The sequence below is a fragment of the Companilactobacillus sp. FL22-1 genome (genome assembly GCF_043951805.1).
Classification (GTDB): domain Bacteria; phylum Bacillota; class Bacilli; order Lactobacillales; family Lactobacillaceae; genus Companilactobacillus.
Genome location: NZ_JBINJY010000001.1, coordinates 59,286 through 86,224, shown reverse-complemented (window position 1 = coordinate 86,224; position 26,939 = coordinate 59,286). Strand labels below are relative to the sequence as shown.

General features: G+C 36.8%; 25 protein-coding genes. 16 read left to right on the top strand and 9 right to left on the bottom strand.

What is annotated here, in order from left to right; all coding sequences use genetic code 11:
* Nucleotides 1-53: 53 nt before the first annotated feature.
* On the top strand, nt 54-590 hold the full coding sequence (locus ACG72T_RS00390) for a DUF1836 domain-containing protein (protein WP_395263960.1): 537 nt from the start codon (nt 54-56) through the stop codon (nt 588-590).
* A 5-nt stretch (nt 591-595) separates the two neighbouring features.
* Nucleotides 596-1,444 (top strand): DegV family protein, encoded by an 849-nt coding sequence (locus tag ACG72T_RS00385; RefSeq protein ID WP_395263959.1) that lies wholly within the window; start codon nt 596-598, stop codon nt 1,442-1,444.
* Nucleotides 1,445-1,534: 90 nt separating this feature from the next.
* Here ACG72T_RS00385 and ACG72T_RS00380 read toward each other — a convergent pair whose 3' ends face one another.
* Both ACG72T_RS00380 and ACG72T_RS00375 read right to left on the bottom strand, forming a co-directional pair.
* On the bottom strand, nt 1,535-2,932 hold the full coding sequence (locus tag ACG72T_RS00380; RefSeq protein ID WP_395263958.1) for an SLC13 family permease: 1,398 nt from the start codon (nt 2,930-2,932) through the stop codon (nt 1,535-1,537).
* 16 nt (nt 2,933-2,948) lie between these two features.
* Entirely contained in the window at nt 2,949-3,938 is a 990-nt protein-coding gene (locus ACG72T_RS00375) for a hydroxyacid dehydrogenase (protein WP_395263957.1), read from the bottom strand.
* A 296-nt stretch (nt 3,939-4,234) separates the two neighbouring features.
* On the opposite strand from ACG72T_RS00375, the gene ACG72T_RS00370 reads away from it, so the two are divergent.
* A complete protein-coding gene (locus ACG72T_RS00370; protein WP_395263956.1) occupies nt 4,235-5,455 on the top strand; it encodes a mandelate racemase/muconate lactonizing enzyme family protein in 1,221 nt (406 codons plus the stop codon).
* Between the two features lie 14 nt (nt 5,456-5,469).
* The gene (locus ACG72T_RS00365; RefSeq protein ID WP_395263955.1) at nt 5,470-6,597 is read left to right on the top strand and encodes a lactonase family protein; all 1,128 of its coding nucleotides are present in this window, start codon (nt 5,470-5,472) and stop codon (nt 6,595-6,597) included.
* 14 nt (nt 6,598-6,611) lie between these two features.
* Here the strand turns inward: ACG72T_RS00365 and ACG72T_RS00360 are convergent, their stop codons facing one another.
* The gene (locus tag ACG72T_RS00360) at nt 6,612-7,523 is read right to left on the bottom strand and encodes a LysR family transcriptional regulator (RefSeq protein WP_395263954.1); all 912 of its coding nucleotides are present in this window, start codon (nt 7,521-7,523) and stop codon (nt 6,612-6,614) included.
* Between the two features lie 97 nt (nt 7,524-7,620).
* Between ACG72T_RS00360 and ACG72T_RS00355 the strand changes: the two genes are divergently transcribed.
* Nucleotides 7,621-8,949, top strand: coding sequence for an enolase C-terminal domain-like protein (locus tag ACG72T_RS00355; protein ID WP_395263953.1), 1,329 nt, complete (start codon nt 7,621-7,623; stop codon nt 8,947-8,949).
* Nucleotides 8,950-9,111: 162 nt separating this feature from the next.
* Here ACG72T_RS00355 and ACG72T_RS00350 read toward each other — a convergent pair whose 3' ends face one another.
* Entirely contained in the window at nt 9,112-9,639 is a 528-nt protein-coding gene (locus ACG72T_RS00350) for a PadR family transcriptional regulator (protein ID WP_395263952.1), read from the bottom strand.
* Between the two features lie 71 nt (nt 9,640-9,710).
* Between ACG72T_RS00350 and ACG72T_RS00345 the strand changes: the two genes are divergently transcribed.
* Nucleotides 9,711-11,129 (top strand): MFS transporter, encoded by a 1,419-nt coding sequence (locus tag ACG72T_RS00345; RefSeq protein ID WP_395263951.1) that lies wholly within the window; start codon nt 9,711-9,713, stop codon nt 11,127-11,129.
* Nucleotides 11,130-11,188: 59 nt separating this feature from the next.
* Here the strand turns inward: ACG72T_RS00345 and ACG72T_RS00340 are convergent, their stop codons facing one another.
* Entirely contained in the window at nt 11,189-12,535 is a 1,347-nt protein-coding gene (locus ACG72T_RS00340) for a cytosine permease (RefSeq protein ID WP_395264164.1), read from the bottom strand.
* A gap of 199 nt (nt 12,536-12,734) precedes the next feature.
* Between ACG72T_RS00340 and codA the strand changes: the two genes are divergently transcribed.
* Complete coding sequence (gene codA / locus ACG72T_RS00335) at nt 12,735-13,967, top strand: cytosine deaminase (protein ID WP_395263950.1); 1,233 nt, start codon at nt 12,735-12,737, stop codon at nt 13,965-13,967.
* Nucleotides 13,968-14,022: 55 nt separating this feature from the next.
* Nucleotides 14,023-14,706 carry a GTP pyrophosphokinase family protein gene (locus ACG72T_RS00330; protein ID WP_395263949.1) on the top strand — a complete coding sequence of 228 codons (684 nt, stop codon included), beginning with the start codon at nt 14,023-14,025 and terminating at the stop codon, nt 14,704-14,706.
* 110 nt (nt 14,707-14,816) lie between these two features.
* On the opposite strand, the gene ACG72T_RS00325 is transcribed toward ACG72T_RS00330, so the two are convergent.
* On the bottom strand, nt 14,817-15,359 hold the full coding sequence (locus ACG72T_RS00325; RefSeq protein WP_395263948.1) for a GNAT family N-acetyltransferase: 543 nt from the start codon (nt 15,357-15,359) through the stop codon (nt 14,817-14,819).
* Nucleotides 15,360-15,642: 283 nt separating this feature from the next.
* Here ACG72T_RS00325 and ACG72T_RS00320 point away from each other — a divergent pair, with 283 nt between their 5' ends.
* On the top strand, nt 15,643-17,313 hold the full coding sequence (locus ACG72T_RS00320) for an alpha,alpha-phosphotrehalase (RefSeq protein WP_395263947.1): 1,671 nt from the start codon (nt 15,643-15,645) through the stop codon (nt 17,311-17,313).
* A gap of 48 nt (nt 17,314-17,361) precedes the next feature.
* Nucleotides 17,362-18,093, top strand: coding sequence for a GntR family transcriptional regulator (locus tag ACG72T_RS00315; RefSeq protein ID WP_395263946.1), 732 nt, complete (start codon nt 17,362-17,364; stop codon nt 18,091-18,093).
* Between the two features lie 59 nt (nt 18,094-18,152).
* On the opposite strand, the gene ACG72T_RS00310 is transcribed toward ACG72T_RS00315, so the two are convergent.
* The 3 genes from ACG72T_RS00310 to ACG72T_RS00300 all read right to left on the bottom strand — a co-directional run bounded on the left by ACG72T_RS00310 (nt 18,153) and on the right by ACG72T_RS00300 (nt 21,096).
* A complete protein-coding gene (locus ACG72T_RS00310; protein WP_395263945.1) occupies nt 18,153-18,875 on the bottom strand; it encodes a GntR family transcriptional regulator in 723 nt (240 codons plus the stop codon).
* 142 nt (nt 18,876-19,017) lie between these two features.
* Nucleotides 19,018-20,094: a GDSL-type esterase/lipase family protein gene (locus ACG72T_RS00305; RefSeq protein ID WP_395263944.1), complete on the bottom strand. Its 1,077-nt coding sequence runs from the start codon at nt 20,092-20,094 to the stop codon at nt 19,018-19,020.
* 162 nt (nt 20,095-20,256) lie between these two features.
* The gene (locus tag ACG72T_RS00300) at nt 20,257-21,096 is read right to left on the bottom strand and encodes a hypothetical protein (protein WP_395263943.1); all 840 of its coding nucleotides are present in this window, start codon (nt 21,094-21,096) and stop codon (nt 20,257-20,259) included.
* Nucleotides 21,097-21,397: 301 nt separating this feature from the next.
* Here ACG72T_RS00300 and rpsN point away from each other — a divergent pair, with 301 nt between their 5' ends.
* From rpsN to dltD, 6 genes are all read left to right on the top strand, one after another.
* Entirely contained in the window at nt 21,398-21,667 is a 270-nt protein-coding gene (gene rpsN / locus ACG72T_RS00295; protein WP_395263942.1) for a 30S ribosomal protein S14, read from the top strand.
* 511 nt (nt 21,668-22,178) lie between these two features.
* Nucleotides 22,179-22,328, top strand: coding sequence for a teichoic acid D-Ala incorporation-associated protein DltX (locus ACG72T_RS00290; RefSeq protein WP_395263941.1), 150 nt, complete (start codon nt 22,179-22,181; stop codon nt 22,326-22,328).
* Nucleotides 22,329-22,349: 21 nt separating this feature from the next.
* The gene (gene dltA, locus ACG72T_RS00285; protein ID WP_395263940.1) at nt 22,350-23,870 is read left to right on the top strand and encodes a D-alanine--poly(phosphoribitol) ligase subunit DltA; all 1,521 of its coding nucleotides are present in this window, start codon (nt 22,350-22,352) and stop codon (nt 23,868-23,870) included.
* Nucleotides 23,863-25,083, top strand: a complete 1,221-nt coding sequence (dltB, locus tag ACG72T_RS00280) for a D-alanyl-lipoteichoic acid biosynthesis protein DltB (protein ID WP_395263939.1) — start codon at nt 23,863-23,865, stop codon at nt 25,081-25,083. The genes dltA and dltB overlap by 8 nt, the downstream gene beginning before the upstream one ends.
* Nucleotides 25,084-25,094: 11 nt before the next feature.
* Entirely contained in the window at nt 25,095-25,334 is a 240-nt protein-coding gene (dltC, locus tag ACG72T_RS00275) for a D-alanine--poly(phosphoribitol) ligase subunit DltC (RefSeq protein ID WP_395263938.1), read from the top strand.
* 3 nt (nt 25,335-25,337) lie between these two features.
* Complete coding sequence (gene dltD, locus ACG72T_RS00270) at nt 25,338-26,606, top strand: D-alanyl-lipoteichoic acid biosynthesis protein DltD (RefSeq protein WP_395263937.1); 1,269 nt, start codon at nt 25,338-25,340, stop codon at nt 26,604-26,606.
* Nucleotides 26,607-26,939 lie beyond the last annotated feature (333 nt).

Below are 26,939 nucleotides of genomic sequence, written 5' to 3'. Positions count from 1 at the left end.
CATAGTTAAGATAACTATGATAGATTGTAACAGTAATTATAAAAGGGGCGCAGATGATGGATGAATTAACAGCATGGTTGAATGAAATGGAACAATTTCGGTTACCAAGATTTGAGGAATTACCAGAGTTGGATTTGTATCGAGACCAATTATTGACTTTAGTGGATAAGTATATCGGTCCAATTTGGTTGGAAGATGGTCCAGTGGTAACGACTTCGATGGTCAACAACTATGTTAAAAATGGCTTATTGCCACATCCTGAAAAGAAGCGCTATACTCGTGAACATTTGGCTTATTTGATTGCCATTACTTTCTTAAAGCAAGTTGTATCAATCAATGAGATTCAAGAGGGATTGGAAGTTCAAACTAGGTTGAATGGTGGAATTGGCAAAGCTTATGATTTCTTCTGCGATAAACAGGAGTTAGCCTTGAAGATGTTAAACCATCGAGAAGAAGGACAAGTTTTATCTGAAAAAAATCAATCATCGGCTTATTTGTTAGTCGAAATGGCCACGATTTCCTTTGCCACGAAATTAGTTACGAAAAAGACATTAATGATTGAAAAGCATAATTCAAACGAAAAGAGTTAATAATAATGGAAAAGATTGCTGTATTGGTAGATTCATGTTGTGATTTGCCAAAAGAATATCTTGAAAAAACCGGTATTTACGAATTACCAATGCAAATTGCTTACCATGACAAGACTTATCTTGATCGGGTCGAGATTTCTGCAGAAGAAGTATATCAACAATTACCAGTAGAGATACCTAAAACATCCTTGCCATCCGGTGATTCAATTCAAACAACCTTAGACCGTATTGCTCAAGATGGATATGATCATATCGTATCGATTTCAGTTTCTTCTGGCTTAAGTGGAACTTTTAATTTCTTGAAAGTTTTTCTAGATGAAGATGATCGTTTCACGACCGCCTATTTTGATACGAAACAAGTTGCGGTAGCCGCAGGATTAATTGCCGTCGGTGCTAAGAATATGATCGATGAGGGCGATTCATTTGCTGAAGTAACCAGTAAAGTTGCAGAGATGATTACCAAAACGGTAGTTTACTTCTGTATTCCAACTTTGACTTATTTAAAAGCTGGTGGTCGAATCAGTGCTACAGCTGCTGCCGTTGGTGGGATGTTGAAATTAGCACCAATCATTACTTGTAAAACCGATGGATCCTATACGATTGCTGCTAAAGCTCGTGGCATGAAAAAGGGTCAAAAGATGATGTTAAATTTTGCCGAAGAGTTCTTAGATGATAATGAAAAATATCTCTTGGCGGTCGGTCATGGTGCTGATGAAGCAGGTGGTCAAAAAATGCTAGATCTATTGCATGAGAATGGCATTAAGGGTCAACAAGAATTTTTAGGACAAGTTGGGCCAGCGCTTGGAGTTCATACCGGACCAGGTTTAGTCGGTGTTGGAATTGTTAAAATCTAAAGTATCAATGTTGATTAAGTTGTATTTAAATTTATTATTGAATGAAAAAAAGTCGTCACTCCTTTTGGAATGACGGCTTTTTTGATCAAATTAAGCAATACCCATTAATTGCCAGATAGGTACACAAACGAGTAAACCGATAATATTTAATATCATATAACCGATAGATGATTTGGCCATTGCACCACGAGAAGCCATACTATCTTGAACAGCAGCACTACCAGTTAATATAGGAGCGTTCATGTAAGATAGAATCCAGACGTTAACGCTGGTTGTAACAATGATGGCGATAATTGCTGGGCTAAAGCTCATTTGTGAAAAGAATGGAAGCAGGCCAATCGTTATCAATGTACCTGTGGAAATCAAAGATACGACAACAAACTTACATAGATAAATAATGATAGGCAAGGCGATTACCGTAATGTAGATATTATCGATAATTGGTGAAATAGCTGGAGCTAAGATTTTTCTCAACCAAGTTGTTAATCCAGCTGATTGCATGACATTACCTAAGGCCATAACGGTACCAATAAAGATGATGGTGTTCCAACTTAATCGAGTCTTGAAATCCTCCGGAGTCAAAACTTTTAATGCGACAAGAACACTGACACCAATAATGGCAGTAATAGCTGCAGGGATATTGAAGACTGATTCCAAAATCCAGAAGACAATTGCTATTAGGATGACAGTCGCAGTGATTTTTTCCTCACGTGACATAGGACCCAATTCATTCAATTGTTTAGAAATAAATTCCCGTGAAACAGGCTTATCATCCTTAGGCTTGAATAAGAAGGTCAATAAGAAATATCCCCCGATTAAAATAATGATAGTCCAAGGGATCATCATGATAAACCAATTTCCCCAGTTCAATTGGGCTTGAGCTTTCGCAGGTAATAATCCTTTGAAAGCATAGTTTTGAGCTGTAGCGCTTAAGAAACTAGCTTCAGTGACAAAGAACCCCCAGAGTGCAGCAAGAAATAGTCCTGAACTGCCTTTACCGAAAGGCTTATATCCCAAGGCATTGCTGATTCCCTTGGCAATAGGGGTACTCATAGCTGTTTTGGGATGGGCACTGGGAATCATAGGAGCAATAATTGTACCCGCTGTAAATAGAGCAAGTGTTTGACCCCTAAAATTAGCTGGAAAGAAAGTCATGATTTTTAAAGCAATACGTTTGATTAAACCAGTTTTGGTGGCGGCAGCACCTAAGCCTAGACCTCCAATAATAATCCACATCGTCGTTGTGGAAAAAATTTGATAAGCAACTTCAAATTTAACAGCGCCTAAAACGACCCAAGAAGATAGCATTAACAAACCAGTGGCAAAACTAGGAATAACATTAAAAATCCAGAAGATATTTGCTGTGACTAGAGAAGCCAAAACAATCATACCTGCATGTGTTAGACCATGAGGAGTTGGAATAAAGAATGTGATAATAACTCCAAGAACGATCCCAACTATGCCGGCAATTAACTTTTTGTGTTTCATAGTGGGTTACCTCTTGTTATTTATTTTTCGATGCTAAAGCTTCTTGATTAACTGGAAATTCTGGCGTTTTACCGTTTTGAAAGTCAATTATTGCTTGTGCAGCACCTAGTCCGAGTGCTTGGTTAGCTTCAACTGTCGTACCGGCCATATGACTCGTCAAAATAGTATTTTTACTTGTAAATAATGGGTTGTCTGGAGCTGGTGGTTCAGGATTAAAGGAATCAATGGCAGCACCTGCGATAGTTCCTGAATTTAAGGCATTTGCTAAGTCCTTTTCATTAATAATTCCACCACGAGCTGAGTTAATAATGAAAGCTGAATTTTTCATTTTAGTCATTTCATTAGCAGTGATCATATTTTTTGTTTCTGATGTCAGTGGCATGTTGATGGACAGAAAATCTGCAACTGGATAGATGTCAGTTAAGTTTTTGTAGAGTTTTATAGGTGAATTTTTCAAATATGGATCATATCCTACGACATTCATGCCGAAAGCTTGGGCCAACTTAACAAGCTCCTGACCAATTTTTCCTAAACCTAAGATAGCTAAAGTTTTACCTCGTAATTCATTGCCGTTTAGTGAGAATTGAGTTGAAAATCCAGGCAGTGAACCAATCTCGGCTAGTTGATCTTTCTTTTCATGGATCAATCTATTAGAATCTAGAACTTTTCTACTGAGCATTAGCATAGTGGTCATAACATATTCCGCAACTGCAAAAGCATTTGCACCGTTGACCTTAGCAACTAAAACATTTCTTCTAGTTGCCTCATCAACATCTACATTATTTATACCGGTACCATTACGTGAAATAATTTTAAGTTGTTCGCCAGCATCAATTACCTCCGCAGGCAATTCTGATGAACGCATAATTACGGCATATGCGTCTTTAATTTCTTTTTTCATCGTTTCAATATCGGTTCCAGCAGAAACATGAACGTCGAAACCGTTATCCTCAAGAAGCTTGATTCCTTTATCGTCAATCTTTTCGCTTAACAAAACCTTCTTCATAATGTAAAAACCTCCTAGAAAAGTTACGTATATCACTAACTCGATTTCAATGACAATTATAGTTATTTTTTTCACTATATTACAGTCACCAAATGGACCCCAGACGAACTAAATATTACATATAAAATACTTGAAGAATGAATTTGTTTGGTTTTGCAACCCCTTACAAAAATAAAATAACCAAAAATATGAACAAAAAGTTCAGCAGGGGTAAATAGTTGAACTGTGCATTAGTGAAAAATGTAACTACAATTAATTTGAAAATAGTTGCACAATGTAAAACGAACGGAGGGAAAATGATGAAGATTGTTAGCGTTGATATTATGAAGGTTCCAAGTGAAGATCCTAGTTTTAGTGGTAATGGTCAAGGGTCTAAGGAAGATTGGTGTCCACTAGTAATCAGAATTAATACTGATACCGATATTTGTGGTTTTGGTGAGGCCGGTTTGGCTTACGGTAAAGGTTGGCGTGGTGGTTTTGGTATGCTGCAAGACTTTAGCCAGGTAATTATTGGTGAAGATCCACTAAATATTGAAAAGATCTGGAATAAACTTTTTAGTACAACTTATTGGGGGATTGCTGGTGGTGTTGTTGTTAATGCAGCTATAAGTGCTATTGATATTGCATTATGGGATATCAAAGGTAAATATTACAATGCTCCAACTTATGAGATTCTTGGGGGTAAAACTAATGATCATCTCAGAGCGTATGCTAGTCAATTGCAGTATAACTGGGGCGAGCACATTGATAAACTAAAGTTGATAACGCCACAAGATTATGCTGAAGTAACGAAGAAAGTCTTGTCTGAAGGTTACGACGCATTAAAATTTGATCCCATAATGTTGAGTGATCAGCCAGACGGCGGAAGAGAATGGACAACCAAAGGAACAGTGTCACAACATGTAATTAAAGTGGCCTATGATCGTGTTAAAGCCATGCGTGAAGTTGGTGGAGATGATCTGGACATAATTATTGATATGCATGCCAACTCAGATACAACGTCCGCTATTAAAATTGGGCAAGCACTTGAAGATTTGAATATTCTTTATTATGAAGAACCAGTTAATACGTTGAATCCTGACAATACTTTGGAGGTTTCGAGGAAAGTTAATATTCCAATAGCAGCTGGTGAAAGAGTTTTCACACGCTGGGGCTTTAGAAAATTCTTTGAAGACCGTTCTATCGCAGTTGCTCAACCAGATCTATGTTTAGCTGGTGGAATTTCCGAGGCAAAAAAGATTTGTGATATGGCACAAACATATGATGTCAATGCTCAGGTTCATGTCTGTGGAGGTCCAATTGCAATTGCCGCAGCTCTTCAAGTTGAGGCAGTTATTCCCAACTTCTTAATTCATGAAGTTTATCAGCGTGCAATCAATGCTAAAGACCGTTCTACATGTAAATATGACGATTATCAGCCAGTTAATGGATTCATTGATATTCCAGATAGACCTGGTATTGGTCAAGAATTGAAACCTGAAGTTATTGCTCAATGCAAGAAAGTAACTATTAAATAACGGAGGCTTTTAAAATGAAAGATAAATTTATTTTAGGTGGTTATACAGAAAATAGTTATACGCCCAACAATCAATCAGAAGGTATGTATATTGCTACGCTTGATACCGATAAAAAGAAAATTACGGATATAAGTTTATTAGCCAAGGTTGACAATCCAGCATTTCTAAATTATTCACAGACAGATGGAAAAATTGCGACAGTTTTGACTAAAGATGGTAATCAAGGAGGAGTAGGTATTGTTGACATTAAGTCCGGCAAATTAATTTCTACTAGTTATTTGCCTAAGAAGCATGGATCCTATGAAGCGTATGATGCGGCTAAGAATCTCTATTTTTGGAATGAGTTACCCTATACAGTGCCTTCATATATTTCAATTGACAGTGAACACAAGGTTTTGTTTGCTGCAAACTATAATACTAATGCTATTCATACTTTTAAGATGAATGATAGATATGAGATTACTGAAAGCCATACTTATCCAATAGAGGGCCATGGTCCACTCGTTGAACAAGATCATGCTCATATCCATTTTGCAAGAGAATTACCAGATGGAAGATTGATTGTTTGTGGACTGGGTTGTGATAAATTGTTCATTTTTGATGTTAATTTTGATACAGCCGAATTAACTTTAAAATCAACGTTTGAAACTAAACCAGGTTTTGGACCCCGTCAATTGGCGATTGCTAAGAAAACAAACTACATTTATGTTTTAGGAGAATTGTCAAGCCGTGTCGGTGTCGTTGAGTATAACCATGAAAATGGCGAATTGAGCAGAATTGAAGATTATTCTAATATTCCGGAAGGTTACGTTGGTCATAGCGGTTCGGCCGCTATTAGATTGTCAAACGATGAGAAGTTCTTGTATATTTCAAATCGTGGACATGATTCTATTACTGTTTATAAGGTTTTAGATGGAGGGCAACATCTAGAAAAAATTCAAAACATTAAAACAGAGGGTATTTTTCCACGAGACTTTAGCTTGAGTAAAGACGGCGACTTCTTACTTTGTGCAAATCAAAATACTAATGATCTGATTCTCTTCAATCGAGATAAAAAGTATGGTTATTTAAGCATTGCTCAAACTGATATTAAACATGATGCTTGTGTTCGGGTCCTTGAAGCAACAGATTTTTTGGCATAAAAAAAGAGAAGAAATTATTTGAAATTTCTTCTCTCCAATTCAGAAATTAAGTTTTTAAGTGATGGATTTTTATTGGTAGGTCGGTATAAGAAAGCTGAAGCATAATATTTGTTGACGTTGTCTGTGATTTTGAGAAATTTTATCATGGGATTCTGAGCTTTTTCTTTAGATAAAAAGGGACTTGGATAGAAACCAACTCCATTATTAGAAGCAACCAACATGTCACGTTGTTCTAATGATGAAACCCGGCTGATTTGTTCAGGTGTGAGGAAACCTTCAAATTTATCGAGAAAAACTTCTCTTAAGTAATATGATTCAGAGGAACTGTAGTAAAGTACTTTCATGTGTTTTATTTCATCCAAGCTCACAGAATCTTTTTGACTTAAAGGGTTATTGACGCTGACACCAATCATTAATTCACCTTCAGCCAATTTAATCATCTTCATAGACATGAAGTCGGCGTTTTCACGGGATAGATTGTAATACGGAGTGACTGCGAAGTCTAAATTATTTGCCTTCAATAGTTTGATTAAGCGAATACCGCTTTCCTCTTTTAATTCAAGCTTGATTTTAGGATATTTTTTCATAAAAGGGGCAATTACGGTTTCTAGAATCACCGTCTGATTTAGCGATGAAAATCCGATTCTTAAGATTGGTGTTAGTTTTTCATTGATAGTTTTAATTTTAGTTAAAGCATCATCATAGGTATTGATAATATCTTGTGCTGTTACGACGAATTGCTTGCCGGCACGATTTAATTTAGTACTATTTTTCTTTCGCTCAAATAGTGAGATTCCCAGTTCATTTTCAATCTGATCCATCTGTTTTGAAACTGCTCGTGGTGAAAGAAATAATTCTTCAGCGGCGGATTTGAAGCTACCATTTCTGGCGACAGATAAAAAAGTTTTAAGCCGGTTAATTTCCATTAAACTACTCCCAAATTAAATAAAAAACTTTAACACTTAATATTATACATGAACCATTGTTGCTTTTATTCATCATTAATTAGACAAGGAGAAAATTATGAATATTCCAAAAATTGAAAAGATGGATGTATATCCAGTTGCGGGTTATGACAGTATGTTATTAAACCTAAGTGGAGCTCATGGCCCATACTTTACTAGAAATATTGTTGTTTTAACTACTAATGAAGGTCAAGTCGGTGTTGGTGAAGTTCCTGGTGGTCAAAAGATCACTGATACTTTAAATCAATCAAAAGATTTAGTCGTGGGAAGAACAATCGGTGAATATAAGGATGTTCTTTTAAAAGTCAAAGAGAAGTTTTCATATTTGGACAAGGGTGGCCGTGGACAACAGACATTTGATCAACGAATTATGGTTCACGCACTAACGGCTATCGAAACTTCATTCCTAGACTTATTAGGTAAACATTTTCATGTTCCTGTGGCCGCATTATTGGGAGATGGTCAACAACGTGAAAAAGTCGGAGTTTTAGGATATTTATTTTATGTAGGCGATACCAGTAAAACAGATATGCCTTACTTACAAGATGATGATACAACTAGTGATTGGGGTAAGCTACGGCGTAAACCAGCCATGGATCCAGAATCGATTGTCAAATTGGCCAAGGCCGCTTATGACAAGTATGGATTCAAAACCTTTAAGCTCAAGGGTGGAGTCTTTGATGGCGAAGATGAAGTTGCTGCAATTAAAGCTCTGCATGAAGCATTTCCAAATGCCAAACTTGATTTAGATCCAAATGGTGCTTGGTCATTGAAACAAGCCATTCATTATGCCGATGAATTGAAAGGCATTTTACATTATATTGAGGATCCATGTGGAGGTGAAGATGGTTTTTCTGGTCGAGAGATCCTTTCAGAATTCCAGCAAATTACACACATGCCTACAGCTACAAATATGGTTGATACCGATTGGCGACAAATGTCACATGCAATTGCATTGAACTCTGTGTCAATTCCATTGGCTGATCCACATTTCTGGACAATGGAAGGGGCTGTAAGGGTAGCTCAATTGTGTAATGAGTTCAACTTAAACTGGGGAGTTCACTCAAATAATCACTTTGACATCTCTTTAGCAATGGTTGCCAATGCTGCCGCTGCTGCTCCTGGTCGTGTTTATGACGTTGACACTCACTGGATTTGGCAAGATGGTCAAAATCTTACTAAGAATCCATATAAGATTGAAAATGGTCAGTTGACGGTTCCTAAAACTAATGAAGGTTTAGGAGTTGAAATTGACCTTGATAAGATTAAACAAGCTAACGAATTGTATGTTGAAAAAGGACTGGGGGCACGTGATGATGCAAAGGCTATGCAATTCTTAATTCCAAATTGGAAATTTGATCCAAAGAAACCATCAATGGTTAGATAATTAGAAAGTAAATGAAATAATACCCCGCAATTACTAGTTGCGATAATCCTTTTATGATTGTCAGATGAAATAAATTCATTTGATATTCATGGAGGGATTTTTTAATAGCGTAAAGTTTGTGCAATACAATAAAACCAAGTACCCGGGATATTAAGATATAGCTTAATTATCTTGAAATTGTTTTTGCCAGAGGATTAATTCAGCCTTCTTATTTGTTAATTCTTTCTCAATGATCAATTGTCTTCCTAATTGTTCAGGGTAGTTAACCACCTCGTTCAATTCTAATTCCAATTGAGCTACTTCAATTCGGAGTGTCTGACAGCGCAAATTTAGTAAATGTTTTAAAACTTTTTCATCTGTTGAACCTAAAAAGTGCAACCTCAAAATAAAATTATCGTTATCTAATTGGGTATTACCTTGATTTAAGGGTGCTAGAAGCCATTCTTTAAACAAAGTGTGACCGTCGGCAGTTAATTGATAAGTCTTTTTTCGAGAAGCTTCTTTGGGCATTATTAAGGCAATCAATTCGGCCTTTAAAAGACGGTTAAGTTCAGGATAAATTTGGCTAAAAGGAGCGGTCCAGAATTCAGCTTTTTCTTGATCAAAAGTCTGCTTAATATCGTAACCGGTCATTGGTTTTCGACTCAATAAACCTAAAATCATATATTGTAAAGTATTGAAACGTGCCATATAAATCTCCTTTAATAATTAATATTTATATATTAATCTATATATATTAATATATAGTATTGAGGCGGATTATGGAACAAGTGAAGAGTAAAAATTTGACGATGATTTTGATTGGGATTGGGATTGTCACATTCATGTCTACACTTGATAGTAGTATTGTAACTGTGGCATTACCAGTTCTGAGTAAAGCATTGCAAACTAATATGAGTTTGATCAATTGGGTCGTAACCATGTACTTGATTGTTTTAAGCAGTACTTTGATGATTTTTGGAAAGTTAGGGGATAAGTTTGGCAAGATAAAGTATTTTAAATGGGGAACAATGATCTTTCTCATCAGTTCTGCTTTTTGTGCTTTATCAGTTAACTGGTGGACTCTAATAGTTTCTCGAAGTTTACAAGCTATTGGTGCGGCAATGACGATGGCAACTTCTAACGGTATCATTGTGGAACTTTTCCCTGAAAACAGACGGGGACAAGCGTTAGGCTGGATGGGTTCATTTGTATCCCTAGGAGGGATCGTTGGCCCAAGCTTAGGCGGTATTTTATTAAACTTTTTTTCTTGGCATATTATTTTTTGGTTGAACGTGCCGATTGGTATTTTTGCCTCGATTATTTTATTCAAATATTTGCCTAGTGAATTGGATAAAGTGTTTGCCAATAATAGTTTTGATTCAATTGGCTCAATTATGCTTTTAACTGGTTTCACCAGTGTTTTCATAGGTATTTTATTGGTTCAACAATGGGGATGGACTGATTGGCGAATTATTTGTTTAATGATTGTCGGATTATTATTATTAGTTGCGTTGTATCATTATGAAATCAAACAGGCAGATCCCATTTTACCAGTGTCATTATTTAAAAATGCTTGGTTTAGTATGCAATTGTTAGCTTGTTTTATGGTATTTATCGTTGATTTCTTTTTTGACGTATTAGCACCCTTTTATTTGCAAAATGCTCGTGCCTTTAGCCCACTATTTAGTGGCTTCTTTCTCTTGATTTTTCCAGTCGTACAATTATTTATTGCTCCAATTTCTGGCTCATTGGCGGATCATCATGATCCTTTTAAAATAACTTTATTGGGATTAGCGATAATTAGTTTTGGTCAGATTTTCTATGTCATGAGTAATTTGAATAATACCATTTTGATTTTTGCAATAGGTGCTGCCTTGGCAGGATTAGGTAACGGATTATTTCATTCACCTAATAATGTCTTAGTTATGAGTAATGTCTCTGAAAAAGATTATGGTTCGGCAGGTAGTGTTTACAGCTTGGCGAGAACGGTGGGTATGGTAGTTGGTTCAACGATGTCGACGACTCTGCTTTTCAGTTCAATGTCGATTTTTCATGGCAGTCGGGTCAAATCGTATTTAACAAGTGATCCGCAATTATTTATCGACGGAATGCATGTTACATTTGGCTTTTCTTGTTTTGTCAGTGTGGTTTTACTAATAGGAATCTTTTTATGGCACCAAAGAATTAGTCGAAAATAAATGAAAATAGGCCTGTCATTACATGTGCAAGTGTAATGACAGGCCTATTTTACTGTGGGCTATTTTGCAGACATTTTAGCAGCTACAAAATAGCATAAAGCAGTGATGATCATAGCAGGGAAAGTTGCTCCGACTGTATTCACGATAAAGCTAAGTTGGTTGAGTCCTAAATAACTGGCGACACCGATTGCCCAAGTGACAATGGCTACGAGGTTGACACCCTTAGAGTACCAATAAGTCCCATTCGGTTTGGAAAATTGATCAACTTGATACTTTTGTTTCTTGATGAAAAAGAAGTCAATCAAGAAGATAGCAATTTCAGGTCCCAGAAACATTCCGATTCCATCCAGGAAGGTTTCAAAAGTAGTCAGGAAGCTGGCCACATAAACAGGGATGAAAGTCATGACTGTAGCGACTAAGGTTACGATCCAAAGAGCTGGAGTCAGTTTTAGGCGATGAAAGATATTAGTTAAAGCTGAACCAGCGGCCATTAAGTTAACGGCATTGGCAGTAGTACTCGTGATAACGATGACTAACATCGCCAAGATACCAAGGCCAAGTTTGGCGGCAATCGTACTAGGGTCAGCATTGTTAGGATCAAATTTATTAATAGTGATGGCTGTGGCAATCGTGGCAATCAAGCCAATAAAGGCAAACCAGAATAGTCCGATATTAGCACCGAAGAATGAAGCTGTTGTAGCTGCCTGTTTATCTTTGGTGAAACGACTGAAGTCAGCCGCCGCCGTTACCCAGGCCAGATTAAAGGCAGCTAGGATATCGACGATTTTACCACTAGGCAATTGGAATTTGGCGGCAGGTTGATATTTTACGATATCGTTAAAGGGAACTGTTTTTAAGACGACGACTGATTCCCAAGTTACTAAAACGATAACTAGAATAATACCGATTCGTTCGATCCATTTAACTGATTTTTCTCCTAATGAAATGGAGATTAGATGTAGAATGGACATGACGACAATCCCAATGATAATACTGAATTGATTATGGAATGAAGAATTATTCCAACCTAGGATGTCTTTTAAGATGATACTGATCGAGGTTGCGGCAATAAACGTGTTGATGGCTGCCCAACCAATGAATTGGACGACATTGACGATTGAAGGAATGATCGAACCTTTCACGCCAAAGGATGGCCGGGTCAAAACCATCGCCGGTAAGCCAGTTTTATAACCCATATACGAAGCTAGGCCTAACAAGACGTAAGATAATGAGCCGACGATCACCAAGAGTGTTGAAGCTTTGATCAAACCGACTGCGGCAATTACCCCACCGATGTACCAAGTCCCGTTGTTAGCATTAGCCCCGATCCAGGTGGCAAACATGTCCCACTTCGACATTGCTCTTTGATCAGGTGTTGTTGCTTGAATATGTTCTTTATTAGCCATCATAACCCCCATAATCTTGAGCAGTAAAAAAGGACCGCACGTAAAGTGAGCAGTCCCTCAATTATCAAATTTACCGCTCTTTTGTCAGCCTCTCTGGACTGCTTTTAAAAAGATATATTGCTGTAAGTTTAAGGGAGAAATTTGGCATTGTCAATTAAAAAATTGTATACTATATCAAAATTTGAAGGAGTGTAGCGTGATGTTATTACAACAAGTCAGAATTGAAAATCAACCTGCTCAAGATATCAGAATCGAAGATGGAAAATTTACTGAGATTGCCGATCATCTGACGCCTAAGGGTGATGAAGAAGTGATTGCTGGTCATGAAAAATTAGTTCTACCACCATTCGTTGATCCACATGTGCATCTGGATAGTGCTTTGACAGCCGGACAACCAGAGTGGAATGAAAACGGAACTTTATTCGATGGAATTCGCATTTGGTCAGAACGTAAAAAGAGTTTGACCTATCAAGATGTTAAAGAACGGGCAATTCTTGCTTTGAAAATGCAAGCAACTCACGGAATTCAATATGTCCGCTCCCATGTGGATGTAACTGACCCTAGTTTGAAAGCTCTGAAAGCTTTGATCGATGTTCGTGAAAGTGTTAAAGATTGGATGACTCTGCAACTAGTTGCTTTCCCTCAAGAAGGAATCTTGTCCTATCCACACGGTAAGGAACTGATGGAAGAGGCGGTTAAATTAGGTGTTGATGTTGTCGGGGCAATTCCACATTATGAATTCAATCGTGAATATAGTGTTGAATCGATGCACTTTGCTTTTGACCTAGCTCAAAAAAATGACTTGTTGTTTGATGCACATACTGATGAAATCGATGATCCAAGTTCTAGAAGTTTGGAGACCATCGCTACTTTAGCCTATGAAAGCGGTATGGGACAACGTGTGACGGCTTCACACACCACCGCTATGGGTTCGTATAACGATGCTTATATGTATAAATTGATGCGTCTTTTGAAGATGTCGCAGATGAACTTTATCTCCAATCCGCTAGTCAATATGTACTTAGGCGGGAGATTCGATACCTATCCAAAACGTCGTGGTTTAACCCGAGTTAAAGAATTGAACGCTGAAGGTATCAATGTTGGCTTCGGTGAAGACGACATTAAAGATCCATGGTATCCCATGGGCAACGGCAGTATGCTGGATGTTTTGGCTGAAGGATTACATGCTACTCAAATGATGGGCCATCAGCAAATCATGGACTCATACAAATTTATTACCATTAATAGTGCTAAGATCATGCAAGTTCAAGATCAATATGGCATCGAAATCGGCAAACCAGCTAACTTTGTTTTGATGAATGCTCATACGTTCTATGAAGCTTTGAACCGTAAGGCACCAGTCTTATTATCAGTTCGTAACGGCAAAGTTATCGGTAAAACAAAACCCGCTGAAACAGAATTATATATTTAAATAATTCACGATATTAATGTCTTGAGTTTACGATTTTAAGAATAGGGATGAACGAATGATATTAGAAAAATCTAGTGTGATTAATGTAAAGAAGTTACAATCACAATTAGGCGGCCTCAGCAATCAGCCTAACATTGAGGAACTAACCAAGTTGATCAAGCTGTATCAACTGTATCAAGCAGGTCAAAAAGAAATCAGTACTAAGTTAGAGAACTTGGATTCAGAGTTTCAAGTCAACTACGATTACAATCCGATTCATCACATGGAATCAAGAATGAAAGATCTGCAAAGCCTGCTCCAAAAAGCTGAACGTAAAGGCTATCCGCTGACCGCTGACAGTATTAAAGAACATATCTTTGATATTGCCGGAATTAGAGTGATTACCAATTACCGTGATGATATTTACAAAGTCGAGAAATTATTGACTGATCAGACTGACGTAACGCTCTTAAAACGTAAGGATTATATTAAAGATCCTAAGCCTAGTGGGTATCGCAGCTTGCATATTGTAGTTAAAGTTCCCGTCTTTCAGGCGAGTGGAACAATTGATATACCAGTTGAGATACAGATTCGTACTGTGGGTATGGATATGTGGGCCAGTTTGGAACATAAGTTGCGCTACAAAACTGATGCCGATCAAGCATTAGTCGACCAATATGGCGGTCAATTGAAAGATTACGCGGCCGAATTGGAGCAGATTGAACGTGGTATGCAGGAAATTCATAAGACACTAATTTAAATAATTTCACAAAAAAAGTGTATTGAATTGGAAAATTCAATACACTTTTACTCTTTGGTAAACTTTGTTGATAATGGGACGATTTAAATAGATAGATAAAGATTTCTTCATTAAACTGCTGCTTCGGTGTCGTGTCCCATTAACCAATCAGTTTTAGTCAACTCATAGGCCATTAATTGTCGAACTTCGCCAGTATGAGGTGAGGGGAAGGTTCCTAATAATCCTAGATCGTTCATGCCCATCTTTTTCATTACTAAACCGGAGCGGGTATTGGTACTTGCATAATGGGCTTCGATTCGTTCGAAATTCAAATTGTTGAAGCCATAACCCATCATGGCACTACCAACTTCAGCCACATAGCCATGACCCCAGGCACTCTGTGCTAAAGCATAAGTTAAAATACCAGTGGTATTTTCAGGATGGAATTCATAGAAACCGATCAACTTGTGTTCATCTTTTGTTTCGATTCCAAATGTATAAGCCGTATTATAAAAATGGCTTTCAAAAATCGCAGTGAAATTAGTTGGCGTTTTGACGTCACGATATCGAGTGTAACGGACGACCTTTGGGTCCAACAAAATCGCTTGTAATTCATCAAAGTCCTTCAATTGAATCGGACGAATGATTAATCTCTCTGTTGTAATTTGACGCATCCTTCTTATCTCCATTATTAAATTAGAACTAGAATATAAACTATTCTGACGCCCGTGTAAACAATTTTATTTTTAAATTTTGCTGGCGGTGTCATATGTTACTGGCATAGGGTTTACATATTATTTGATTGAAATGTTTATTATTCAATAATATGCAAAATAATAATATAATGATGTATGAAATTGGAATTTTTAATCAGTTTGACAGTTGTATAAACATATTATAAACTTGACGGCGTTAAGTAGAAAAAAAAGTAATTTTAAATTGAGGAGTAACATTTATATGAAAGAATGGCAAAAGGAAACTGTCTATCAAATTTATCCCCGCAGTTTTCAAGACTCTAATGGTGACGGAATCGGTGATATCAATGGTATCATTTCGCGCCTAGATTACTTGCAAGAATTGGGAATCGGTTTGATCTGGTTGACACCAATGTATCGTTCACCAGGAAATGACAATGGTTATGATATTGCCGATTATTACCAAATTGATCCAGTATTTGGAACCATGGATGACTTTGAAAATCTATTGAAGGAAGCACACAAGCGTGATATCAAGATCATTATGGACATGGTATTGAATCATACTTCAAATGAGAATCATTGGTTCAAGGAAGCTTTGAAGTCTAAAGATAATCCTTACCATAATTTTTATATTTGGCGCGATCCCGTTGATGGTCATGAGCCAAATAACTGGGTTTCTAAATTCAGTGGCAGTGCTTGGAAATATGTACCAGAATTAGATCAGTATTATTTGCATCTCTATGATGTGACAATGCCTGATTTGAACTGGCGTAATGAAGCCTTACGTCAAAAAATCTTTGAAATGTTGAAGTTTTGGGCCGAAAAGGGTATCGATGGTTTTCGCCTGGATGTTATCAATAATATTTCTAAAGACAAAAACTTGCCCAATGACACATTTGCGACGCCTTTGGATGATGGTCGGAATTTCTATACTAATGGACCTCATGTTCACGAATATATTCATGAAATGTACGAGAAAGTGTTTGGACCCAATAAGTTTATAACAGTTGGAGAACTTTCTTCGACTCCCATTTCTGAAGCGGTCAAGTATACCAATCCCAATCGTCAAGAGTTGTCGATGGCGTTCACTTTCCATCATGTTAAAGTCGATTACACCGGGGGCAATAAATGGACTCTGGGTCACTATAATTTGACTGACTTAACTAGGATCTTGAGCGACTGGCAAGTGAAGATGAATTCCCAAGGCGGTTGGAATGCTCTATTTTGGAACAACCATGATCAGCCACGAGCAATTTCTCGTTTTACTGACGATGACAAGTATCGTGATCAATCAGCAAAGTTGTTAGCGATGGTCGAATTTGGATTGCAAGGTACACCGTATATTTATCAAGGCGATGAGATCGGCATGAAGAATGCTTACTTTACTGATATTAGTCAATATAAAGATCACGAATCGATCAATGCCTATAACGAAATGATCAGTAATGGCGTTGATAAAAAATTGGCGATCAAGATCTTGCAACAAAAGTCGCGTGAGAATTCTCGATTACCAATGCAATGGGATTCAAGCAAATATTATGGCTTTACCACTGGAGAACCTTGGTTAAAGCCACTGTATCATGATGACTACTCTGTCGAAAAAGTTCTGAAAATGAAAAATAATATTTTTAATTTTTATCGTGCTTTGATTTTCTTGCGAAAAAATAAGGTATTATTAACAGAAGGGTCATATCGATTACTGAATGCCCAAGACAATAGCGTTTATAGTTATGAAAGATATGATGATAAGAGTAAAATTATTGTTATGGCTAACTTTACTGATCAAGAGCAAAGAAGGCCTCTCTTGGACGGTTTCAATTTATTGTTGGGAAATTATGAGGGAATTGAAATTGACAATGGAGAAGTGATTTTACGGCCTTATGAAGCAGTCATGTTGGAGAAAAAAACAGCACTTGTGGGGAGTGTTTAACTAGCAGAGGGTAACTTTATTAAACGTAGTACCAATTGAGGAGACATTATGCCAAAGAATTTATATTCAGATATTTATCATATTTTAAAAGGAGAGATCGACAGCAATGTCTATCCTCCAAAGACGATTTTACCTGGTGAGGAAGATTTGTCACAACGGTTCAGTGTTACACGGAACACAATTCGCCGTGCCCTAAAAAAATTGCAAGCTGATGGCTTAGTATACACAGTTAAGGGACGTGGAGTCGTAGTCTTGGAACCAATCGTTGATAATCGGGTAATCTTTTCTGCCGCTAATCATTTTGGCTTTCAAGATCTCATGAGTTTTCCTCAGAATAAATTCATCAAGAAATTGACGACGAAGGTTTTAGAATTTAAAGAAGTTGAAATTGATGATAAGCTGTCCAAACACACATCATTTACCGTCGGAGATACAGCTTTTTACGTTGAACGTTTGAGAATGGTCAATGGCAAAGCAATGGCGATCGATACGAGTTACTTTAGAAAAGAGAGTATGCCCAACCTTTCGATTATTGATGTTGAAGGATCTGTTTATCAATATATTCGTGATGAAGACCTCTTTAAAATTGCGGCCGCACGTTCAATCGCTTCGGTGGAGACAGCAACTAAGAAGGAATTCGATAACTTGGATCTTGAAGATGCCAATTGTGTCGGCGTCTTAAAAAAATATGTTTACAGCGACCTAGGTAATTTATTTGAATGTACTGAGACAAAATATATTCCTAACCACTATTCACTAGTTGGTTTTGAATCGTATTAAAGTGTAAAAGAGCTCTGATCCCGTTGACGGAAACAGAGCTCTTTTTCATAGTCTTGGCTTTAGAATTTAATGATCTGGTTGAAGATAAAATTATCAGGAATAAAGTGAGATTCAGTATATTCGAATTGCTTACCATCATCGTTAAAAGCAAAACTAACCATATTGCCAATACAATTGTTAATGCCAAGATTGAGATTTTCATAATCGACTTGGTTTGCGTGTTCGATCCTCAATTGGCGTTTGACCACGGCAATTTTCATGTGTAAAACATTTTTAATGTAATCGTAGATTGATTCTTTAGCAATCTCCGGAGTAATATTCGGAACAACTTGTGCATTGAAATAGTTAATATCGAGGACGGCATTTTTGTTATTGATTCGACGAACTCGCTTGATTGCATAGACGGGAAGGCCGACTGCAAAGGAAGTTTTGTGGCTGAGGTCCTCATCGACGATAACTTGTTTGAAATCGGCTATGATCGTTGCGCGATGGACATCTTCAGCATTATTCAAGGCATGGATACTGTCAATTTCTCTAAGACTCAGATTGATCTCGTTGGCATGAGAAGTCTGTTCAAGTACCACGACACCTTTACCTTTAACAGAATAAACTAAACCTTCATCGGAAAGTTGTTTGATGGCCTTGTGGATGGAATAGCGACTAACATGAAATTCTTCAATGAGTGAATCTTCGGTAGGCAGGCGCATCCTGATATTATATTTTCCATTGATAACTCTTGATTTAAGTGTTTGATAAATATCTTTGTTAGTAGTTTCAGTCATAAGTAACGCTCCAATGTAATTGTTAATACTATTTAATAGTATATTATATTGAAAATGATTTAAACCTGATTTACTTAAAAATGGAATAAAATTATAAAAAGATATTCCAAAGTTGTTATAGAACTGACTGGACTGTTAAAAATTAAATCATTTTTTGCCTAATCAGTTGTTGCTGGACATACTTTGCAACTAACTTACCTCCTGCAGTAGAGAAGTGAACGTGATCGCCACAATCGAATTCAGGTTTTAAGCGATTGTCATGACTAGTCAGACTATCCAAATCAATCGCGTGGGGCATTGTTAAAATCTCTTGATTGATAGCTTTTCTGAGAGCTTCTTTTGTTGGACTCCAAGCTTGAACGTCTGCATTGATATTACCTTGTGCGGGAGTGATCGTCATAGGGATAAACTTGATGTTTTGTTGTCGGCATTTTTCTTTTAAGAGTTTAATAGCTGTAATCACAGCGGACTTACTAGGTAATTCATTCATGGGTGTACCAGTGCCAGGATGCAATAAGTCGTTGATTCCTTCCATAAAGATAACGATATGGGGTTGATAATCGATCAACATATGGTCAAATCGGGTTAATCCCGCTTCGCCAAAGCTTGTTGACCATTGTGAAGTACTGTGGCCCGGATGAAGGAGACGGTTGCCGGAGATGCCATAGTTAGCAGTCATAATTTGAAAGTCTTTCTCCAAGTTATAAGCTAATGGGGCGGAAAAGTTACCCTGGTTAGTTAGAGAATCACCAAAAAATGCAATGCGCCGATAGCTCTGATTAGTCTGGACTTGTAATCCACAGATACCAAAGAAATATTTCGCTACTGTCGGATCAGTTTCGCTTGTCTTAAGCAGTTGATTTGAGATAGTTGATCCAATGGTATGAACCGTTTGATTAGGTGAATCCAATTCGATTGATAAATATGCATCGCCAAGCAGATTGAAATTGATCCAGTCAGACCAATCAGTGATTCGAGGCTCAATCGAAAAATCGCTTTGACCATCCTTAGTGATGACTGTTTGGGGCTGATCTTTAGAATAAATAGTCAGCTTGGAAATATGTAATGGTTTTTCATCGTATAAGGTGCAAAATTGTAAACGAAGTTTGTGAGAAGCCAGCGGTTGAAAAATTGCTAGAGACTGATGACCGGATTGGTTTATCTTGTCAATATTTTGATAATTTGAAAAATTATGTTTCCAAGTAGTTGTTGCAATCATTATCGACCCTTCTTTTTACAGGTGTTTGAATTACTTTAATGATAGCATGTTTAAACATTTTAAACTGACAATTAGTTATATTTTTGTATTTTTTTTGCAAAAAAATACTCATAAAATCCTCGAACGGGAATTCTATGAGTTATTACTTAAAATTGAATTTGACTAGTTAGTCTTTGTTGGTGCAGCATTCAAGGTCCAAGTTACGACAGCATTCATATTTCTTGAAGATGGTTTAGTAGTACTATTGTTACCGTCTTTAGGAATATGTAAACTAGCTGTATCGGGGGTATTGAATTTAGCACTAATAAGTCCGCCGTTATATTCACCAGGTTGTAGATTAATAACGTTTTCTGCAGCCTGATCACTGCTAAGAGATACCTTTTGGGTATATAGTTCCGTAGCATTGTTCGAAACATTATTGTTGTCATCGTCCAATAATGCAATTTTATTTAGATCCAAAATTGCAATAAGTGAGCTTGTATCTGTATCACTTTGGGTGGGATGCAACACACTAAGTGAAGCTGAGAGTGAGAATCCAGGCGCAGTTTCAGAATAATTACGTGAATCGATTACTTCTAATAAGCCACTGTCATTACCATCACGACCGGCAGTAGCAGTGGAATTATTAGTCCCATCATCAACAACAAAATCAGATGAATCAACGGTGTTATTAACTAGTTTTTTAGTATCACCGATTACCATTTTTCCAAAATTAAAGTCAGGGACCGCTTCTAATGTTAAGACCCCTGAGACTACGTTTACTGTAACTTGGGAAGTTGCTTGCGCTTTGCCCGTACTATCGACGGTAGCAGTGGTTGTATCATCAGTAGGAGTAGCAGCTGCAGATGTAGAACTGGCGGCAGTATCGGATGCTGTTATTGCCGAGTATGTTATCGGCATACTTGAAGTTGTAGAAGCAGCTTGGGCTGTAACGGTGGGTGCGAGGGACAAACTAAGGCTAGTCAAAAAAAGCAAACTTGCAATACTTTTGAACAGTTTCATTAGTCGCCCTCCTAACTTGATTTTTGAAAGTCTTTTTGAGCTTTCCCTATGCTTAAATTCTAGCAAAATATCAAGATTAATTTGTATCGTTATTGATAAATGTTTTTTATCTAAAATGGAATAAAGCACTGATGTAGGCGTTCACTATTGATTTTATTTTTTTTTTTTGGAAAAACTTATTATTTGCAAGTAATCAATTTATTTGCTATTGTACCGTTCTATTGTTAAGTTTGTGATGACGATAAAAAAACTAGCGAAGACTTTCTACTATATAAAGTATAAAAAGGAGTCTAGTTAATAAATGGCACGTAAAGCAAAAATTGAACGTGAAAAGCGGCTACAGGAAACAGTTGCACGTTATGCTTCAATTCGACAGGAATTGAAAGCCAAACATGATTACAAGGGGCTAAGCGAATTACCTCGGGATGCTTCACCAGTAAGATTACATTCACGTGATTGGAGTGATGGACGTCCCCACGCTTATTTGAGAAAATTTGGGATGTCCCGTTTGAACTTTCGTAAGTTAGCTCACGAAGGAAAGATCCCTGGTGTTAGAAAAGCCAGTTGGTAAAACCAAATTTACATAAATTTGAATAGTATCATATCACTTTTAATGAGAGCGGGGCAAAATTCGTTTAGTTTCCGGGCATTAATAGTAAAAAGAGCGGCAACTCAATTTTGAGTTGCCGCTCTTTTTATCAGGAAAATCTCCACCTTACAAAACTGTCACATGAGACTAACACTTTGGTAATTATGGGATTCAATTATTTACTTTTATATACAGTCGCTTGATAATAAAACACGTTAATAAAGTGTGAAAACTAGTCGTGAAAATATTTGAATAGAATGAAAACAGTTACAATGCGTATATTTTGAAAAGGAGCTAGTGTTTCTTATATAATAAACGTGTTTAAACATGCTACCAGTTTTTCAACTGAATAAGTTGGCGAAATTGTAAAAAAAAATTTACAAAATATGCCAATTACGACTATCACTTTTTTATTATAATGTTTATATGGGAAGTATATACAGGCGTTGATATAGTTTCCACTTAGGCAAACTCTTTCGTGAGGTGTTGATTTATGAAAAATGACTTTATCAATTTTTTGAAGAAGCCAGTGACAATGTTCATTATTAAAACAGTGGTATTTTTCGCTATTTTCATAGTGCTTCTATATATCTACGGTTATAACGGCGTTGGAAGTGCCAAATTTATTTATAACGAATTCTAGCAGGACGAAAGGAAAAAGTTTATGAATACAATTATTGAAAAAATCACCACCGCTGCATTACAAGCACCAGAAAAAATTTGCTATCGAAATGGTGATGAGACGCATACTTATCAAGAACTTTTGCAAAAGTCTGATCGTGTCGCAAGTTTCTTGCAAGATAAGTTTTTACCTGCTCAGAGTCCAATTATTATTTTCGGTGGACAACAATTTGAAATGTTAGTAATGTTTTTAGGTGCTATCAAGGCTGGACATGCTTATATTCCAGTTGATGATGGCTCAGATCCTTCGAGAATTATTCAAATCGATTCAGTTGCTAACCCAGCTCTGATCCTCAATTGGAGTGATATTAGTGATTTTGGAGTCGATACACCTCAAGTTTCTAAAGATGAATTAACAACAGTTTTTGCCTCAGAGAACAATATTTATGATGACAGCCGTAGCGTCGGGCCTGATGATAACTTCTATATTATCTTTACCTCAGGTACTACTGGTACGCCAAAGGGTGTCCAAATTAGTACTAATAATATCTTAGATTTCTCACAATGGGCCCAAGAGGAATTTGACTACAACTCAGAGATGAGTATGTTGTTGCAAGCACCATTTTCATTTGACTTGTCAGTCTTTGATATTTATCCAGGCTTGATGAGTGGCGTAACACTTAACGTTGTCGACAAAGATACAACTAAGAATTTCGGTTTGTTACAAGAGGCAATCGTTAATTCTGACTTCAATACTTGGGTATCTACACCATCATTCTTTGAAATGTGTCTTTTGTTTAGTGGCTTTGATGCCGAACATATGCCTCAGTTGAATAAATTCATCTTCTGTGGAGAAGAATTAACCCATGCTACGGCCAAAAAACTATTAAAGAAATTCCCTGATGCGAAGCTCTACAATACTTATGGCCCAACTGAAAATACTGTGGCAATCACCTCAATTCAAATCGATCAAGCAGCGTTAGAAAAGTTTGACCGTTTACCAATCGGTTATTTGAAGTCAAATATGGATTATCGTATCAATGGTGCTGTGGATGAGAAGACCGGCCGTTTGACTGGTGAATTGCTTGTCAGTGGTCCGGATGTTTCTAAGGGTTATTTGAACAATCCTACTCAAACTGAAAAAGCCTTCGAAGAAATTGACGGTAAAATTTTCTATCATACAGGTGACATGATCAGTGCTGCTGATGATGGATTGTTATTCTATCATGGTAGAACTGACTTCCAAATCAAGATGCATGGTTACCGAATCGAACTTGAAGAAGTCGACTCAATGCTTGGTAATTTGGAACAAGTTAAACAATCATGTACAGTTCCGCTATATAACAACAAGAATCAAGTCAGCAAGATGATTGCTTGTATCGTTCTTGAAGATCAATTTGAAGATGACGACGAAAACGACTTAAGTTCTGATATTAAAGATTCACTAAAAGAAACCACAATGGAATATATGATTCCTAATGTGTTGAAGTTTGTAAAGCAACTACCAATCAGTAAAAACGGCAAGATCGATAGAAAGACTTTGATAGGCGAAATTAATGGGTAATTTTACAAATATCACGCCTTACAGCAGTCCCCACTATTTTATCTACTTAATGTTGCTTTTACTGCCCATAATCATCGGATTGTGGTTTGGTAAACGTTTCAGAATTTATGACTTCTTCGCAACGGTCGTTATTTTAGCCACAGCATTTTTCGGTGGCAATATGAAGCAAGGTATTTCATTACTGTGCTACGTTTTATTCGAAATAATCCTTGTTTCCATCTATCTGTCATATCGGAAAAAACATAACGATTTCTGGATCTTTACTCTGTTCGTTGTCTTGGCAATCGTGCCTTTGGTCTTCGTCAAACTGGACCCATTGCTAAATAATCAAACTATTTCTTTGTTTGGATTCATGGGTATCAGTTATTTAACCTTTAAATCGGTTGAAGTTATTATGGAAATTCGTGATGGTTCGATCAAAAAAATTACCCCATACGAATTTGGCCGATTCTTACTATTCTTCCCAACTATTACTTCTGGACCTATCGACCGTTTCAGACGTTTTCAAAAAGATGTCGATAAGGTTCCTAGTCGGGACGAGTATGTTGAGCTGATGAGAAATGGTGTTAACTATTTAATGAAAGGCTTGCTTTACAAGTTCATCATCGGATACTTCTTTGGAACATTATTGCTTCCTCGAGTTCAACTCTTAGCATTGTCGTACAAAGATTCTGCTCCACTGGGATTATCTTGGTGGGTATTAGCGTACATGTACGTATACAGTATGTATTTATTCTTTGATTTTGCTGGTTATTCATTATTTGCCGTTTCAATCAGTAATTTCATGGGTATCAAGACACCAATGAACTTTAATGCGCCTTTCAAGTCCAAGAATATTAAAGATTTCTGGAATAGATGGCACATGACACTTTCATTCTGGTTCCGTGATTTCATTTATATGCGTTTGATGTTTACGATCATTAAACACAAGTGGATCAAAAATAAAGTTACTATCGCTAATCTTGGTTATGTGACCTTATTCTTGATCATGGGATTTTGGCACGGTGAGACTTGGTATTACATTGTTTATGGTATTTTCCATGCATGCGCAATGATTATAAATGATGCATGGCTCAGATATAAAAAGAAACATCGCGACAGTATTCCAAGCAACAAGTTTACGCAAGCATTTGCGATATTCTTGACGTTTAATATCGTATGTTTCAGTTTCCTGATCTTTTCAGGATTTTTCGACAAATTATGGTTTAGTTAGGAGAGTTTATTATGGATGAAATTAAAACAAAGGTAATTGATATTTTAAAGGATGTAACAGGTTTGGACGACGCTGGTCAAGATGCTGATCAAGATCTATTTAAAGATGGTGTGCTTGATTCAATGGCAACTGTAGAAGTTTTGGTTAACTTACAAGATGAATTTGGTATTACGGTACCAGTTTCAGAATTTGATCGTTCACAATGGTCAACAGTTAACAAAATTGCTCAACAAGTACAAGAATTGGAATAGATTATGAAAAAAAAGTTATGGATGATTTTTGGACCTGTTATAGTTGCCGCAGTGGCTTTAATGCTGCTTCTCTGGACTCCAATCAACTTTAAGACCTTAACACCACAAAAAGTTAGACAAGCTGCTACTTCATTGGATGTTAGAGTTCTTAAAGGTGAGAGCGTGAAGAACGCCGCTGAGAAAGAGAATTACATTCCTATCATTGGTTCATCGGAACTTTCTAGAATGGATCCGTTCCATCCATCTTCCATGGCGCAAAAATATCATTGGAAGAACAAGCCATTTTTACTTGGTAATCCAGGTACGGCTTCGCTCACTCAAGCAATGAATGTTGGTGGAATGGAAAACCTCAAGGGAAATAAAGCTGTTTTTATTATTTCGCCCCAGTGGTTTACCAAAACCGGTGTCCCAGCCGATGCTTTTAAGTACTTCTTATCGCCCTTGCAATTGACAGGATTTATTTTGAATTCTGATCATGGTGATAAGGCCATGAATAAGTATGTTGCCAATCGAATCCTTGATTTGGGTGTCGATAAAGGACCCATTGAGGATGAGGCTTTAGAAAGAATTGCTGCTGGTAAGCAAATTACTTCGTTTGAACGCTTTTATATTCAAAGATTTGCCCGCTCTAGCTTAAAGAGCCAAGATGATCTGTTTGGTTCTATCTCGATGAATGATCATGAAGATGTCATCAGCGATGCAGCTAGCAAATTGCCTGACAAGTATAATTATAAAAAATTGAATAAATTAGCTATCAAGATGGCTAAAGAACATTCAAATGATAATGCCTATCAGATTGGTAATAAGTTCTATGACAAGCAATTGAGAAAACGAATGGAAACTTATCGCAATGCTCATCGACACGTAACTTATACTCATTCGCCTGAATACAATGACTTCCAAGCTTTACTTTATATGTTTGCTCAAAATAAGACCGAAGTATTGTTTGTGATTCAACCAATTAACCCATATTGGGTCAAGTATACAGGGATGCCAATGAGCACAATCACTAATTTTGACACCAAGATCAAGTATCAATTGAGATCTCAAGGATTCAATAATATTGTTGATTTATCCGAACTTAAAAATCCCAACTATATCGCCGAAGATACGATTCATATGGGCTGGCGTGGTTGGTTATTGTTAGATCGTCATTTGAAAGATTATTACAAAGATAAGAAGGCTAATCCCAAGAATACCCAATATAAGATGGACAGCTACTTCTTAACTGACAAGTGGGCTAATAATACAGACTTTTCAAATAACAAATAAAAAGTTAAAAGAAAAAGTTCAGCTTTCTAGTTTTGCTAAATAAGGAGAGCATAACAAAACACTTTTAGCTTTCAGTATTAAGTAAATAGAGCGGTAACTCGATTTTTGAGTTGCCGCTCTATTTGGGTTAAGCGAAAGAAGCTGTTTTTTACGCAAGATTAAAGTTAAAAATGGTTATGCCTACTGCCAGCCTTTTTTAATATTTATATGTAATTCGATACATTATAATTATATTTACAATTACTATTTAATGCCTTATTATTATTTTATTAGAATATTGCTGTGATATTTTTTTATAGATATTTGTGAATAAATTAACATGTGAGGAGTAAG